Source organism: Flavobacterium sp. WC2409 (genome assembly GCF_041200085.1).
Lineage (GTDB): Bacteria > Bacteroidota > Bacteroidia > Flavobacteriales > Flavobacteriaceae > Flavobacterium.
In genome coordinates, this window is the sequence record NZ_CP165625.1 from 2,648,465 (window position 1) to 2,665,832 (window position 17,368).

The following is a 17,368-nucleotide window of genomic DNA, read 5'->3' on the forward strand; positions in this document are numbered from 1 at the left end:
TTAAAAATTAAAGTTTACACCTAATGAGAATGTAGTTGGTACTGGTATTCTATTAACATCTGTTCGTTCTGGATCGGAACCAATATATCCTTTTGGCGTAAACCAAAATAAATTTTCTCCTTGTGCATATACTCTGCAACTAGTAATGAATCCCGATTTTTCAACTAGCTTATCTGAAAATGAATATCCAATTTGCATGTTTCTTAGTTTGAAATAAGAATTATTTCTTAAGATATAATCTGACATTTGTGAGTCATTGTGTGCTAATGAAAGAGAAGGCACCTCAGTATTTGTATTTGTTGGCGTCCAAGCATTCAATGTTCCAGGGGCAGCATTGTCTCTCCCTTGAACAAAATTATTCCAATAGATATATGGATCAACTCCAACTCTTCCAGCTACACCAGAACCAAAAATAGAAAAATCAACATTTTTATACGCTAAACTAATATTAATACCATATTCTAATCTTGGAAGTGTTGAACCAATAAAAGTTCTGTCATCTGAATTTATCACATTATCCCCATTGATATCAACAAATTTAATACCCCCTAATCGAGAACCTACTTGAGTAGCATGCGCATCAATTTCAGCTTGATTTTGGAATAAGCCCTCTGTTTTATATCCAAAAACTTCGAATTGTGAATGTCCAATTATCGAATTAGCTGCAGTTCCTGGATAAGCTGCTCTTACCTCTTCAGGCAAATCCGTGATTTTATTCTTGGTTGCACCAAAATTTGTGGTAACATTAAAATACAATCCATTTTCTAATTTATCAGCATATCCTACTGTAAGTTCCCAACCTTTATTTGCTGTCGAAGCACCATTTACAAAACGTTGTTGCCCTTCTCCAACAGCAGATGCAACTGGTGGTCTAATCAAGATTCCTTCTGTTTTTCTTGAGAAATAATCAAAAGAACCTGATAATTTGTTTTCAAAAAAACCAAAATCCAAACCTACGTTAACCTCTTTGGTAGTTTCCCATTTTAATCCTGAATTCGCAGCTTGTATAGATACAAAGCCTGAAGGCAAATTTCCAGTATTGGTTCCATTTAAATCATAAGCAGTTCCTACATTATAATAAATATTGAAAAAATCTGGATAATATACATTTTGATTCGGTCCGTATCTAGCTTCATATAGTCCAAAACGAGCATTATCACCAATGGATTGATTACCAACTTCTCCGTAACCAGCACGTAGCTTCAAGTTTGAAACTGCTTTCACATTTTTAAGAAATTCTTCATTATTTATCCTCCAACCTGCAGTAACAGCTGGAAAAATACCATATCTATTGTCTTGACCAAATCTTGATGAACCATCTCTACGAATAGTGAATGAAGCTAAATATCGGTCAGAAAAGGAATAATTAAATTTTCCAAACTGAGAAAGTAGTCTGCTACCGGTTGAAATTCCATTGTTTGTTCTCGCTCCTGTAGCTGCAGATAGTGTAAAATAAGATTCTGATTCAACTGCAAATCCCTCTGCACGGGCATACAACGTATTCAAATCTGTTTTAGTCGATTCAGTTCCTATCAGGATTCCGAATTTATGCTCAGAAACAGTAAGATTATAATTTAAAGTATTTGAAATCGTTAAACTAGAATATTTATTGGTATCAAAGGTTAAACTATTATTACCTCTATTAACAAATCCATTTCTAACTATTGGCTCAATGTCTTTTCTACTGAAATCATTAAAATCCATTCCAATACTATTTCTGAAGGTTAGCCCTTTTAAAATATCAATTTCTGTAAAAACATTACCATATAAAGCAATTTTTTTGCTATTATCCCATCTGTTCAGATATTGCATTAATAATGGGTTATTTCTATCTGAATAACCAGAACCCAATGGACCAGCATAATCACCAGACGCAGTATAAACTGGAATAGTTGGTGCAAGAGTTATTGCTAAACCTGGTGTTGGAGCGTTTCCAACATCATTTGCAGCAGCTCTTTCATTTGACTGTGTAAATTGAGAATTAACACCAAATCTCACTTTGTCATTGAATAACTTGAAATTGGCATTAAGTCTTGCAGAATATCGCTCATAATTAGTATATTTTAGCATACCTGAATTATCTAAATACCCCATGTTTAATACTGCATTTGCTTTTTCAGATCCTCCAGATACAGATAAATCATTATTAATAAGCAATCCTGTTTTGTATACAGTATCTTGCCAATCTGTATCACCAACAGGAACATTAGTATCGCCACCTACATAAGGCTTTACACTTACACTATTCAATATTGGATTATTAAAATCATTATTCCAATCAAAATTATAGATTTCACCATATCCACCTGACGGACTTGCTCCATCATTAACAGATGCTTGCCATAATACTTTTCCTCTATCCAAAGCATTAAGCATTTTGTATCGTTGTTTTTTCTCAGAAAGAACAGAAACATTTGTACTATATGATACTTTAGTCACGCCACCTTTTGCAGCATTTTTAGTTGTAACAATGATTACCCCATTCGCAGCTCTCGATCCATAAATAGAGGAAGCCGATGCATCTTTTAAGACTTGAATAGATGCAATAGCACTTGGGCTCAAACTAGCAAAAACCTCAGGTCTTGTTGTAGGAACACCATCGATAACATACAATGGATCTGTATTACCAAGTGTACTTACCCCTCTAATTAATATTCTACTATTTGCTCCGCTAGGATCTCCTGATTTCTCTATATTCAAACCAGCTACCCTTCCTTGCAAAGCCTGCATAGCATTTCCAGAACTCATGGTTTGCCCAGTAATAGGTTTCAATTCTACTACTGTAACTGCACCTGTTAAATCGGCTTTTTTCTCTCTAGAATACCCAGTTACAACAACATCATCTAATTTCAAGGATTCTGCTTTCATTGAAATTTTTAAAGAAGTTTGTCCATTAAGCTTAATAGTTTGTGTTGCATAACCAGTATAGCTAAATACCAAAGTTGCATTTTTGTCTACATTGTTAATCGAAAACTGGCCGTCAAGATCTGTAGAGGTTCCTATTTTTGTTCCAGAAACCAGTACTGATGCACCAGGTAGAGACATCCCATCTTCCGAAGAAGTTACCACTCCTTTGATTCCAATATTTTGGGCCGATAAAGAAAAAAAGGATCCCATTAGGATTAGGTAAAGAATAATTTTGTGTTTCATAATTAAGTTGGTTTAGTTAAAATTTAGTTGATTAATAATTACGTTTTCAATGGTATACTCCGTATTAGCTTTAGAAGCTGAGAAATATTCCATTGGTTTATCAGGAAAAAATATTTCTGTCATTACTGTCTTTCCATTATTATAAAAAATTTCAATTGAGGTTTTATCGACGATTATTCTTATATCCATTTTATCAAAATCACCAGTAAAAGGAGCTTTTGAAATCTTGTTTGCGAAAACATCAGAAAAAGTAATTTTACTGGATTTTGATCTATCTATAAAAAAGTAATTTTCCTTTTTATTGATTCCAAATTGAATTGAATTGTTAGCATCATTAGACAACGAAAAGCTGTAAACATCCTTTTTAAGATTCTTTAATGAAAATCGAATATCTAGTTTAGATAAATTGACTAAACCTTTATCGATTAAAACCGTTTCTTTATCTATTTTAAGAGATTCTTTTTTAATCGTTTTAGCGATGTAATTTTGTAATTCTTTTACAGGTTTAGACGAAACAATAAAGTGCCCATCCTCTTTTATAAGTACCAATTCTCTCGGAATTGTCATGCTACTTCTCCATGTTTCCGTAGGTACTTTTTGAGCATAATCCCAATTTGACATCCATCCAATAAATATTTTACGGCCATCTACCTCAGAAATATTTGACCAAGTAACACCCGCATAATTGTCTCTTCCGTAGTCAATCCAAAGGCCTTTTTGTTCTTTAACATCTTTTGCAAAAGATGTATCTATAGTGAATGTTTTTCCATCAAAATCACCTACAAAATATTGTGTAGCTGAACCACCATTAGGACCTCCAGGATTAATACTTGACAACATAACCCATTTGTAATCATCAGTTCCATCAATCAGCATGGGAAAGAAATCTGGACATTCCCATACCCCTCCGTGAGCACCAATCTCTTTTCCAAAATTGGAAAGCAGTGACCAGTCTTTCAAGTTTTTAGAACCGTAAAGCATTGTTTTATCTCCTCCTGCAAGTATCATAATCCACTGTTGATGAATTGCATCCCAAGTCATTTTAGGGTCTCTAAAGTCTTTGATATTTGGGTTTTTAATGATTGGATTAGCCTCATATTTCGTCCAGGTCAACCCTTCATTTAAGGAATACGCAATACCTTGTGACTGAAAATTAATCTCTCCAGCTTTTTCTTTAATTGCATCATGATAAGTAAACATAGCGACCATAGGAGGATTTTTTAAGCTCCCAAATCCTGATGTATTTTTGACATCAACTACGGCGCTTCCTGAAAAAATATACCCTTTTTCATCTGGATAAAGTGCAATAGGTTTTTCAGTCCATGAGATAAGATCAGTACTTATTGCATGTCCCCAATGCATCGGTCCCCATACATTTGAATCAGGATAATATTGATAAAAAAGGTGGTAATATCCATTATAATAAAACATCCCATTTGGGTCATTCATCCACCCTTTTTTGGGAGTAAAATGGAAATTTGGCCTGTATAATTCTGCCTCTGAATAGTCCTTCTTTTCATTAAGTAAAGATTGCTTACATCCTACTAAGACTACTGTACCTAAAATCATACATAAGAGTTTCAAAAATTCTTTTTTTATTATTGTCTTCATAACTATTATTTAATTAATTTTTTACTCAATTCTTCCAAAGAAATTCCTTTTGTTTCCGGCATCATAAAAGCAACAAACAAGAGTTGAAAAACCATCATCACTGCAAAAAATAGAAATACTGCTCCAGGTCCTACTGTAGAAAATAGATATGGAATTAATGATGGAATGATAGCTGCTAAAACCCAGTGTGTAGTACTCCCAAAGGATTGTCCTGATGCCCTTAAATGATTTGGGAAAATTTCTGAAATAAAAACCCAGATTACGGCCCCTTGCCCTATAGCATGAGCAGCAATAAATAGAAATAAGAAAATGGGAACAGCCATTCCTTCCCAGTGAAAAAAGAAAGCCATTGCAACTAGTGAAAGTGATATAATGTAGCCTACAGAACCAATGTACATTAATATTTTACGACCTAATTTGTCGATTAAGAAAACTCCAAGCAGTGTGAAAATTAAATTCACTACACCTATTCCAATACTACTTAACAAAGCAGTGCTTTCTCCAAGACCAGCTTCTTGAAATATTCTGCTCGAATAATATAAAAAAGCATTAATCCCAGATAATTGATTGAAAAAAGCCATTAAAAAAGCCAGTACCAAGGGGGTTCTGTATTTCTTTAAAAAGATGGTATCATTAACTTTAGAAGCATCTTTATTATCTTTATCTATCTCTTCTTTTATTTTTTCATAATCCGCTTCTTGTCCCATTAACTGTAAAACTTTTCTTGCCTCCTCATTCTTAGATTTCGATAATAACCATCTTGGACTTTTAGGAATCGAAATAATTAACAAAACATAAATGACAGATGGAATTGCTTGTACTCCCATCATCCATCTCCATGAATTTTCACCCACATCATTTAAAAGATAATTTGATAAAAAAGCCATAAGAATTCCTAAAACAATATTGAATTGATAAAAAGCAACCAACTTACCTCTATCTTTTGCAGGAGCAATTTCTGATATATATGCTGGTGCTGCAATAGTTGATGCCCCAACACCAAGACCACCAACAAATCGAAAAGCAGCAAAAACAAATGGATTATTTGCAAAAGCAGATCCGATGGCAGAAAACAAGAATAAAACACCTATCCATAATAAAGTATTTTTTCTCCCTATCTTATTAGTAGGAATCCCACCAAATATTGCTCCAAGAACGGTTCCCCATAATGCCATTCCCATAACAACAGTCCCGTGAAATGCATCCGAGGAATTCCAAAGAACTTGAAGCTTTTTATCTGCTCCAGAAATAACAACGGTATCAAAACCAAATAGGAATCCTGCTAAAGAAGCAATCAATGCCCAAACAACTATTTTTTTCATTATCAAAAAATATTAAATTAGATTGCTAAGATATCCGTATAAATTCCGCTTTTATTTTGAGGATGTTACAATTTCATTTAATACCGTTTCACAATAGCCAATAAACAGCAAAATACTCATTATCAGTTATTTAAAATTTAAAACAAATAAATAACTACTTCGTTGTAGTTCGATTATGTTACACGTGTTACAATCATGTTACATGTATTTTTTAAAAAAAATAGATATTCAGGAATAAAAAAAGTCGCTTGATGAATTTTATTCGATTAATAAAATTTTAAATTTATTTTTACAGGAAGTTTAAAAATAATCGATAAAAAAAATGAATTTATTAAGCAATTCTATATTATGAAGTATTCTAAAGCTTTTAAGAAAAATTACACAGATGAAATGTAATGTGAGCTCAAGATTCAGTGACGTTTTTATACCAGAGTACAGGAATTCCAACAAGAATAAGACAACTTGTATTAAAACAATCCCAATATATCTTCTGCTCCGTTTTATTATACAAAAGGCACTCGAACCCAGATTCCGAATAGTTACATCCAGCGTGGAAAGCAGCAGAATTATTGCATTGAAATAAACCATAAAAAAAAACCATCAAAATTAGATTTTGATGGTTTTGATTTTAAGATTTCGCAGGTAAGAAAGTAAAAAATAAAAAGACTTAATTTTAATTACTGAGCCTTTATAAAACAAGCGTTATAAAAAAGATTAAAAAGACTAAAGTCACCCTTTTCTATACTCCTTTATTTAAAAATTTTTAAGTCTGAAAAAGTGACTTCACCATTATCCGCAAAAATAGCCCACGGATTCTGATTCATTTTATAGATACGGTTTGTAAAAGCGATTTCGTCATTAATGTATATCACACATACCGAATTTTCAGAAATGATTGTAACATCAAACTCTTTATTAGCCGGTACAATTAGCGGAAGCTGCGTTATATTTATGGAGGGCGCATTTTTTATAACCTTATCTAATCTTAATTGATTTTTGGCTAAATCGAATACAATGGCAAATACTTCATTTCGTGTCCCACAGGCTCCAAATTCAAAACCAAATTGAGTGGATGATGTCGCTTTTATATGTGTTTTAATTTTAAATGCTCCAGTTTCTCTGTCAAACACTGAAAATGCTTTTTCAGAAGCATTACCCTTCAATGTATAGGCATCTCCTTGTTTTGTAGCTCCAAAACCTATTTTCGAATTTAAAGCTCTATTAATAATAAACTTGTTATCTACACCATTAGGTATCGCAATACCTAATGTTCCATTTGGATGCTGAACAATTCGATGCGTTACAAGAGATCCAGCCCAATCAAAATTATTAGAATCAATATCTTTATTTTTCGTAGGACACCATCCTGTTATATATAGATTGGTACCATCTGTAACTGTTTTTCCAGCATAAAAGGCAATCCCATCTAACTTATTATTTATAGGAGAAATCCAAGTATTAGCTGTCAGTAAACGGTATTTATAGTGTACCATTCGATCATCAATATTTGAGTAAATCAAATACTGATAATCACCCATCGTGAACACATCAGGACATTCAGTAATAAAGGTAGTTGTATCCTCATAAAATGGCTTTTCCAAAGTCCAATCTCTCAAATTCGCAGAACTATATTGAGCGATTACTGCTCGCCATGGCACAGTACTATTAGTAACTATACCAACCTCAGAACGTGTTGCAATCAACATTTTATAAGTTCCTGTACTTTTATCTTCTATGACGATTGGGTCCCTAAATTCATTGCGATCGTATCCCCAAGAAGCCTGCAATAAAAAGGAAGGATCTTTGGTCCAATTTTTTAAATCCGTAGACGTTGCAAGCATAATTTTTTCTTTGGGATCAAGATTTCCGTTATGCCCTGTATAGAAAGCGTAATAAACACCATTCCTTTTAAAAACGGATCCTGTACCCAATGCACCATCCTGCTGATTCGCAGTTCCTGTGGCAATCATTTCGCTATTGTCTGCAAATGAAGAAAAATCAGTTGTAGTTACTTTATACCAAGGATGAAACGTAGGCAAGGCGTTTCTGGCATCATACAAATAGAAAATATGGAATTTTCCGTTTTCATAAAATGGCATAGGATCTCCTACCCAACCAGTAGTTGGTTTATAAAAAGTGGTATACTGATTTGCCGATTCAACAGTCGTCTGACAAGCTGGCGCAGTTGTTTCGGCAACCGGAATTTCAACTCCTGGTTTATTATCACTACTGCAATTATAAAACAATGCAAAACAAAGTGGAAGACATAAAAACTTAAAACCTATTTTCATATTTTGATGGTTTACGAGAATGATTAAGTGCATAAAAAAGACATTAATACTCTCCGATTAAATATTTCTATGAGAAAAAGGAAACGATCAAAAAGAAATTAAAAACTTCCAAGATCTTTCGCAGCTGTAATTTAAATTGAAACAAAAAAATAATTATGTTTAGATCTTAAATTCAATTACCAAGATATTTTTAAAAAATCAGCTTTTATATCAAGAATAGTGTGATTTCATACAATGCTTTACAAAATCATAAAAAATAATTAAAAAACTCTAATTATCAACACATTAGATACAAAATAAAAAAGCAACTACCTCGTTGTAGTTGCCATTATGTTACATAAAGTACAATTATGTTACGCTATTTTTGTTAGGAAGAAAATGGTTCCATCGATAATAATCTACTTTTTACTTTTGTATTCTTTAGGTGTAACTCCAAATTTATTTTTAAAGGAAGTTGAAAAATAATTTGGTGAAGAGAAACCCACTGCATAGGCAATTTCTGAAATGTTTAATTCTGACTTTTTCAGTAGCTCCTTTGATTTATCTAATCGCATATTATTTATATGATCACTTACACTTATTCCTAATATAGCTTTCACTTTTCGATACAATTGTACCCGAGAAATAGTTAAAATTCGTGCAAGATCTTCAACAGTGTAAGCAGAATTATCCAAGTTTTTTTCAATAAGATCATTTAACTTTCTTACAAAATCTTGTTCAGAAACACCAAAATCACCATCCTCAATATTTAAAATATTATTTGTATAATAAAATCGAAGTTTCTCTCTATTAAAAAGCAACCCTTTTATAGATTGAGACAACACTTTTAAATCAAAAGGTTTTGTTAAGAACACATCAGCACCACTCTCTAATGCCCTTAAATAAGAATCTGAATCATCTGAGGCGGTCAGTATCAAAACTGGAATATGTGAAGTTCTAAGATCTTTCTTTAAAATTTGACATATTTCAAAACCGTTTTTTCCAGGTAAGTTTAAATCACAAATAATAACATCCGGTATTATTTCCAACGATTGCTCAATAGCATCAAATCCATTAGAGGTGTATACGTTATACTGTACAGACAATTTATCTGAAATAAAATCAGATAAATCCTTATTATCTTCAATATACAAAACAGAATATTTATCCTCATTAGTTTTGGTACCTGAACTTTGAATTACCTCCTCATCCAAATAATCCGTTTGATTAATGATGTCTAAAACCTGATTCTTTAGAATATTCTTTTCGTCAAGATGTGCTTTTCCTAATTGTAATGTTATTATAAATTCAGTCCCATTTTTAGAAATAATCTCTATAGTTCCCTTATGCAAATCAATAAAGCTTTTTGACAAATGCAACCCAACCCCTGAGCTATTTCTATAATTATTCGACCCTTGGTAAAAGGCATTAAAAACTTGATTTAATTCGTTTTCCGGGATTCCTATTCCCGAATCTTTAAAAGATATTTTTACTACATTATTAGCTTTATCTTCTTTTATTTTAATTGAAATTTTACCATTTTCAGGTGTAAATTTAAATGCATTCGATAATAAATTAAAATAGACTTTATCCATTAAATTGCGATCAATATAAACTTCAAGTTCAGGATTATTTGACACCAAGGAGAAGTCGATATTAAGCTTCTTAGCTTCTCTTTCAAAATCGACAATAATACTATTTGAAAAATCCAATAAATTAGTATTTGAAGCCCTTAGTACAAATTTTTTGTCTTCCACTTTTCTATAATCCAATAGCTGATTAATTAAACGGAGTAGCCTTCTGGAATTATTATACATCAAATTAATCTCTTTATTTACTGAACTCCCCTTAGTTTTTAATTCAGTACTCAAAGATTCGACCGAACTCAAAATTAGAGTCAGAGGCGTTTTAAATTCATGAGACAAACCCATAAAAAAATTCAAACGTGCTTCATTACTTTGTTTTATTTCTTCCGAGTATTTTCTAATTTCATTTCTTTGACTTTTAATTTTTTTATTTCTCTCTTCTAATTCAATCTTTTTACGACTTATTGTTATACGGGAATAAATACTAAAAAAAGCTAAACCTAATGCCAAGATAAATAGAAAAAATAAAAGCTTTAAAAGGTTACTTTGATTTGAATATTTCTCTACTTGTTTTTTGATAACACTTTGTTGTTCCTCAATATCAAGTTGTTGCTTTGATATTTTATCATATTGATTACTCATAATATCTGCATTAAGAGAATTTATCAATATGGTATTGAGTTTATTATTTTTGGGTACACTCTCTTGATTCGCTATTTTCATTGCCAATTTGATAGCTTCGCTCCCTCCTGTGGGGTATAAAATGGTAGATTCCAGTATTCCGTCCTGAACAAGCTGAATCCCTCCAAATGGTCCATTAAGTCCATCGACCCCAATAAATTTTATTTTATTTTCTAAACCCTTTAACTTGGCTATCTTCCATGCATTATAAGCAATCAAATCATTAAAAGAATAGACATAATCTATATTTGGCAAACTGTCTAATAATTTACCAAAAGTTGATTTAGGATGCCCAAAGTCATTAGAGTCAGTAATAATAACTTTAATTCCAGGAAATTGCTTAACAATTTGTTGAAATCCTATACTTCTTTCAAGCCCAGGAGATGTTTTTAAATCTGCATCAATTTCAACCACAGTAGCATGTCCGTTGGAAATGGAAGCAATATGCTTACCCGCTAATCGCCCAACTTCAATATTATCTGCTCCTAAAAATGCGGTATAATTTGGAGTATTTGCCTTTCTATCCACCATAATTACTGGAATGCCTTTTTCTCTGGCTTTCTCTATTACAGGGACAATTGAGTCTGATTCAAAAGGAGAAACAATAATAACATCCACTTTATCAGCAATAAATCTTTCAATATCATAAATTTGCTTTTTTGCACTACGATTGGCATTGTAAATAGTCAAGTTAACTTCTGGATGAAGCGAGGCTTCTACTTGCATACTATGATCCATTGTTTTTCTCCAAATATCATGATCTATACTTTGAGAAAAACCAATAGTTATTTTACGATTATCCGTAGCTGAAGAATTACAAGAACTTTGTATTAAAACGAAACTTAAAAGCAGTACAAAAAAGATACTTCTTATCATGATCAGATTGGTTGGTTATAGTATATTATTAGTCTAGAAATACTAATAACTTTTAGTTTATGATGAAAAACACAGAAATAGCCTGCTATTTTTGAAAATACATTAGTTTATGAATGTGAAGTGTAGTATTTAATAATATTCCCTAGCAGCTATTCTAAAGTATTGAAAAACAAATATAAAAAAAAATGGTACCAAAATTAAATTTACAACAGTAAATTAGAACAAACGAAATAAAATAAAAAGCTCCCTCTTTATAACTTTAAAACTATTCATCTATTCATATTGCTCCACAAAATATTTAATTAAATCCGTTGTAGTTACAATCCCCATTAAAACACCATTCTCACAAACTGGCAGTGCGTGAAATTCATTTTTGGATAGAATTTCAGCTGTTTCTTTTATTGTGGTCTCTGGGCTAATAATCACAATTTCTTTGGTCATTACTTGCCGAATTGAAAACATATTAAAAACGATTGACTCTACTTCATCTGCTTCCTTTTCAACAACATCTGCATAAGAGACTCTCAGCAAATCAGTATAACTTAGCATCCCAATAATTTTACCATCACTCACTACTGGAATATGTCTAATTTTATGCTTTTTAAATAAATCTTCTGCTTTAGTCAATTCGTCAGAAAGATTCAATTTAATTATGTTTCTGGTCATAATCTCTGAAACCGGAACTATACTTTTCATGACATTGCTTTTTTAATTTCTACTTAAATTTACAACTTAAAAATCACAATTAATAGCAATTTAAATTATTAAACAAACGAGAAAACTAAAAATATCTTTATATTAAATGGAAATAAATCCAAAAAACACGATATTTTTAAGACCCAATTTAATCCACTTTTTTATAAAAAATCACCGAATGTGGGTATTGTTTATCGATTTATTTTTTCAAATATTTGTGAGTAAATATTCACAAAAAAATAAAGTTTAGTCTCTCCTAGAAATCAAACAGTTAACTAACTTATTGCTCGTCGAATCATTTAAATTAAAACAAACAACCCCATTAATTGAAATTAAAAAAAAAGAAATGAACAAAATTTTTATTGCGCTTACCTTTATTATTTGTATAAAAGCCAATTCTCAAATAGCTAGTGACTACTACACATCAGGGAATAACAAAAACCTATTAAAAGATTACAAAGAAGCAGTTAAAGATTACAGTAAAGCCATTGAACTAAAACCCAACTTTAGCAAAGCTTACTACTCAAGAGCACTAGTAGAAAACATTCAAAAAGAGTACAAAGACGCTCTTAAAGATTTATCTAAAGTGATAGAAATTGATCCAAATCATAGCAAAGCATATTATTCTAGAGCAGCTACTAAAAGTATTTTGAAAGATTATAACGGCGCGATTGAAGATTATTCTAAGGCTATTGAAATAGATCCGAAATTTAGCAAAGCATATAATGACCGGGCTGAATTGAAGTTTAAATTAAACCAAACAGAAAGTGGCTGTAGTGATTTAAATAAAGCAGCTGAACTTGGCTATCCCTACCCCTTTGATTACATTAAGAAAAGGTGCAAATAAAAAAAAGAGCGATTATATAATCGCTCTTTTTTTATGTAAAACTAAAAATTTTATTTTATTTGTGGCCGCGACAGGGTTCGAACCTGCAACCCTCAGAGTCGAAATCTGATATTCTATCCAGTTGAACTACGCAGCCGTTTGATTATAGATTAACGATTTTAGATTTGTGATTTAAAATCGTTAACCTTGAATCCTAAAATTTATGTCAATAGTTTTTTTACTATTGTAGAAATAACTTTCCCTTCGGCAGTACCACCTAATTTAGCAGCAGCTAATCCCATTACTTTTCCCATTGATGCAATACCAGCAGCTCCAGTTTCGGCAATTATTTTTGCTATCACTACTTCTACTTCAGCTTCTGTTAATTGTGCAGGTAAGAATTTTTCGATTACTGCAATTTGAGCCAATTCTGGTTCGGCCAAATCCAAACGATTTTGTTCTGTGAAAATTCTAGCACTTTCCTTACGGGTTTTCACTAATCTTTGTAGTAATTTAACTTCGTCATCTTCGGTAATTTCTTCTTTTGATCCCGTTGCTGTCTGAGCTAATAGAATCTCAGATTTAATAGCTCTTAAAGCTTCTAATGCAACTGTATCTTTGGCTCTCATGGCGGTTTTCATTTCGTCCATGATTTGTACTGATAAACTCATATTCTTTATTATTTATTTGATTAATCGATTATTCATCGATTGTTGAATTCCTGTTACGAACTATCTTTTGCCCCAGATGGTAGTGAAAAGCATTTTGAGAGCCAATGCTTTTTTTCTTGAATTTAAAAAGCGACCGAAGGAAGCTCTTTTAAAGACGTAGAAAAAACCATTTGGCGATAAAATCTTGTAACGGACAGCTGGATTAAGGCACAAAAAATATTCTTTGCTAAAATAGTGGTGCGAAGATAAAAAAAATAACCCGAAAATTAAATTCAATTTTCGGGCTAGTTCTTATTGGTTAAAATTAATTAATCTACATTGTCATGTAAATAAGAATTATTTGAACGCAGCTGTAAATCATTATTGCTGTCTGTACCAACAGAAATTCTAGAATTTGTATTGTTTGACTGTGTATTTGAGATATCTATTCCTAACCTTTTGTAAGCAGGTTCTCTTTCATATTCATCCACTTTAGAAACATTATTATGAAACTTATAGTTGAATTCTTTTAGCTTTTTTCTTCTCTCATCAGCTCTTAGCCTCAATGTTTCCTCAATTGTCATTTCCATTGGAGATATCTCCTCAAAATGAGAAGGAGCATTTACACTTTTATCCACTTGCTTCATTGTGATATTCAATTCAGCTGGTATCACTTCTTCCACAACTTTAGCAACTGGTTTTGAAGAAATCAATTCATTCTCCGCTTCCATATACTCCTCAAGAGAATATTTAATGATTCCATTATCAGACAATTCAGTTACTGGAACAAATTGAACGGGTTGATTCACTTTTATCTCACGTGTTTCATTTGTCAATTCAAATAAAACTTTCTCTTCTTTTATTTCTGCAACTGGCTCAGGTTTTGCAATTGGCAAGTCAAAAGAAAATGTTGTTTGCTCTTGTCTTTCAATTACTTTAGGCTGTTGCACTTCTGCTTCTACTTGTTTTGGAGCTGTAAATGTAAAATCAATATCTTTAATAGGAGAAACGATTTCAAAAGTAACATCTAAATTCTTAATAAACTCAGACATGGCCAATAAACCTTCGTTTCCTGGAACTGGAACAATTGCTTCAGGCACGACTTTGTCTTCTAACAAATCAAATACGATTCTTTCATCGGAATTTGATTTTGGTGATTCTGTATTTAAATCAAAAGCAGGTACCGCATTTTTTGATAGATTATAAACATTACTTTGTTCATCCTCTAGTGCATGAATTATTTTTTTCGGCTCCGTATTTACGATTCCATTTTGTTGTTCAATATCAAAACCTGTTGCAATTATAGTAACTGCAATAGCATCACCAAGAGTTTCATCTTCACCAACACCCATAATAATATTGGCATTGTGACCTGCTTCATTTTGAATGTGGTCATTGATTTCTCCGATTTCATCTAAAGTGATTTCATTAGTTCCAGAAACGATGAGCAACAATACGTTTTTGGCACCTGTGATTTTGTTATCATTCAATAATGGAGAATCTAAAGCAGAAATAATAGCTTCTTTTGCTCTATTTTCTCCTTCAGCAACAGCCGAACCCATAATTGCAGTTCCACTATTAGACAAAACGGTCTTCGCATCACGTAAATCGATATTTTGAGTGTAGTGATGTGTTATCACTTCAGCAATACCTCTTGAGGCAGTTGCTAAAACTTCATCCGCTTTTGAAAATCCTGCTTTGAAACCAAGATTACCATATACTTCTCTTAATTTATTATTATTAATAACGATTAAAGAATCTACCTGCTTGCGTAATTTTTCTATTCCAATTTTCGCTTGTTCTTGACGCACTTTTCCTTCAAATAAGAATGGAAGTGTTACAATACCTACAGTAAGAATTTCTCTCTCTTTGGCTAATTGAGCAATAACCGGCGCAGCACCTGTTCCAGTACCACCACCCATTCCAGCTGTGATGAAAACCATCTTAGTATTGCGGTCCAACATTTTTTCAATTTCAGCAATGCTCTCAATAGCTGATTGCTGCCCTACATCAGGATTAGCACCAGCACCAAGTCCTTCAGTCAAGTTTACCCCTAACTGAATTTTATTAGGTACTGAACTACTTTGTAATGCCTGAGAATCAGTATTACATACAATAAAGTCCACCCCTTTAATTCCTTGCTTAAACATGTGGTTTATAGCGTTACTTCCACCTCCACCTACACCAATTACTTTGATTACATTTGATTGGTTTTTTGGTAAATCAAATGAAATACTTCCAAATTCTGAGTTGCTCATCATTTTATTTGGTTTTTGATATTAATTATTAATTGTTGTTCTATTTTATTTAGGTTTACCCTATTCCGCGTTGTCTAAAAAATCTTTAATCTTATCTACATATCGGTCAAAAAAAGATCTTTTTATTTTATCTCCTGTAGACTCTTCCTTCTTGGCATGATTAATCCTTTTTTCTTCTTCATTTTCTTCAGGAATATCCTGATAACTTTCGGCAATTGGAGCGCGATAAACTGGAGCTTTTGGTTGTGGCACCTCTTCCTTTCTAATAGCGCTTTGCGTTTTATTTTCAATGCTATTCATTACTAATCCTACAGCCGTAGCATATAATGGGCTTGAAAACTCTTCATCAGAATCACCTGCTAAATGCTCATTAGGATATCCAATTCTAGTATCCATTCCAGTAATGTATTCCACTAACTGCTTAATATGCTTTAATTGTGCTCCACCACCAGTAAGTACTATTCCTGCAATTAGTTTTTTACGAGGATCTTCATGACCATACGCTTTAATTTCAGTAAAAACTTGCTCCACAATTTCAACAACGCGTGCGTGGATTATTTTTGACAAATTCTTTAAAGAAATTTCTTTAGGTTCTCTCCCTCTTAATCCAGGTATAGAAACAATTTCATTGTCTTTATTTTCACCTGGCCAAGCTGAACCAAATTTTACTTTTAATAATTCTGCTTGTTTTTCAATAATAGAACACCCTTCTTTTATATCATCAGAAATTACATTTCCACCAAAAGGAATTACTGCTGTATGACGAATAATCCCGTCTTTAAAAATAGCTAAATCTGTTGTTCCTCCACCTATATCAATCAAAGCTACACCCGCTTCTTTTTCTTCTTGACTTAGGACTGCATCTGAAGATGCTAATGGTTCTAATGTCAATCCAGATAATTCAATCCCCGAACTCTGAATACAACGACCCACATTTCTTATAGAGGACGCTTGACCAACAACAACATGAAAACTAGATTCTAGTCTGCCACCGTACATCCCTATTGGCTCTTTAATTTCAGACTGCCCATCAATTTTAAATTCTTGTGGTAAAACATGGATTATTTCTTCTCCAGGTAACATGGCCAACTTATTTACTTGATCAATTAGCAATTGAATATCATCACCACCTATCACTTCTTCTGGATTACTTCTGCTGATATAATCAGTATGCTGAATACTTCGGATGTGCTGTCCAGCAATTCCTACAACTACATCTTTTATTTTATACCCTGAATTATTTTCTGCTTCATGTATTGCTTGCTGAATGGACTGAATTGTTTGAGTAATATTATTTACAACACCTCTTGCAACACCCAAACTTTTAGATTTACCTACGCCTAAAATTTCAAGTTTACCATATTCGTTTTTTTTGCCAATCATGGCAACAATCTTGGTAGTCCCAATATCTAGACCCACTGCAATATTCTCTTTTTCCATTA

At 32.4% G+C, this 17,368-nt stretch carries 10 protein-coding genes and 1 tRNA gene; 1 reads left to right on the top strand and 10 read right to left on the bottom strand.

Features of this window, described 5'->3' with window-relative positions:
* From AB3G34_RS11415 to AB3G34_RS11440, 6 genes are all read right to left on the bottom strand, one after another.
* Positions 1 to 3,150 (bottom strand): SusC/RagA family TonB-linked outer membrane protein, encoded by a 3,150-nt coding sequence (locus AB3G34_RS11415; RefSeq protein ID WP_367771916.1) that lies wholly within the window; start codon positions 3,148 to 3,150, stop codon positions 1 to 3.
* A 12-nt stretch (positions 3,151 to 3,162) separates the two neighbouring features.
* Positions 3,163 to 4,761: a glycoside hydrolase family 32 protein gene (locus tag AB3G34_RS11420; protein ID WP_369752506.1), complete on the bottom strand. Its 1,599-nt coding sequence runs from the start codon at positions 4,759 to 4,761 to the stop codon at positions 3,163 to 3,165.
* Between the two features lie 5 nt (positions 4,762 to 4,766).
* Entirely contained in the window at positions 4,767 to 6,083 is a 1,317-nt protein-coding gene (locus AB3G34_RS11425; protein WP_369752507.1) for a sugar porter family MFS transporter, read from the bottom strand.
* A 749-nt stretch (positions 6,084 to 6,832) separates the two neighbouring features.
* Positions 6,833 to 8,374 carry a glycoside hydrolase domain-containing protein gene (locus tag AB3G34_RS11430; RefSeq protein WP_369752508.1) on the bottom strand — a complete coding sequence of 514 codons (1,542 nt, stop codon included), beginning with the start codon at positions 8,372 to 8,374 and terminating at the stop codon, positions 6,833 to 6,835.
* 398 nt (positions 8,375 to 8,772) lie between these two features.
* Positions 8,773 to 11,496: a substrate-binding domain-containing protein gene (locus tag AB3G34_RS11435; RefSeq protein WP_369752509.1), complete on the bottom strand. Its 2,724-nt coding sequence runs from the start codon at positions 11,494 to 11,496 to the stop codon at positions 8,773 to 8,775.
* A 273-nt stretch (positions 11,497 to 11,769) separates the two neighbouring features.
* Positions 11,770 to 12,192, bottom strand: a complete 423-nt coding sequence (locus tag AB3G34_RS11440) for a CBS domain-containing protein (protein WP_367771926.1) — start codon at positions 12,190 to 12,192, stop codon at positions 11,770 to 11,772.
* Positions 12,193 to 12,538: 346 nt separating this feature from the next.
* Between AB3G34_RS11440 and AB3G34_RS11445 the strand changes: the two genes are divergently transcribed.
* On the top strand, positions 12,539 to 13,039 hold the full coding sequence (locus AB3G34_RS11445; protein WP_367771928.1) for a tetratricopeptide repeat protein: 501 nt from the start codon (positions 12,539 to 12,541) through the stop codon (positions 13,037 to 13,039).
* Positions 13,040 to 13,101: 62 nt separating this feature from the next.
* Here AB3G34_RS11445 and AB3G34_RS11450 read toward each other — a convergent pair.
* The 4 genes from AB3G34_RS11450 to ftsA form a co-directional block, all read right to left on the bottom strand.
* Positions 13,102 to 13,175 (bottom strand) — tRNA-Arg (locus AB3G34_RS11450).
* 64 nt (positions 13,176 to 13,239) lie between these two features.
* A complete protein-coding gene (locus AB3G34_RS11455; RefSeq protein WP_369752510.1) occupies positions 13,240 to 13,689 on the bottom strand; it encodes a GatB/YqeY domain-containing protein in 450 nt (149 codons plus the stop codon).
* Positions 13,690 to 13,997: 308 nt separating this feature from the next.
* Entirely contained in the window at positions 13,998 to 15,929 is a 1,932-nt protein-coding gene (ftsZ, locus tag AB3G34_RS11460; RefSeq protein ID WP_369752511.1) for a cell division protein FtsZ, read from the bottom strand.
* 57 nt (positions 15,930 to 15,986) lie between these two features.
* Entirely contained in the window at positions 15,987 to 17,366 is a 1,380-nt protein-coding gene (ftsA, locus tag AB3G34_RS11465) for a cell division protein FtsA (RefSeq protein ID WP_367755049.1), read from the bottom strand.
* Positions 17,367 to 17,368: the final 2 nt, after the last annotated feature.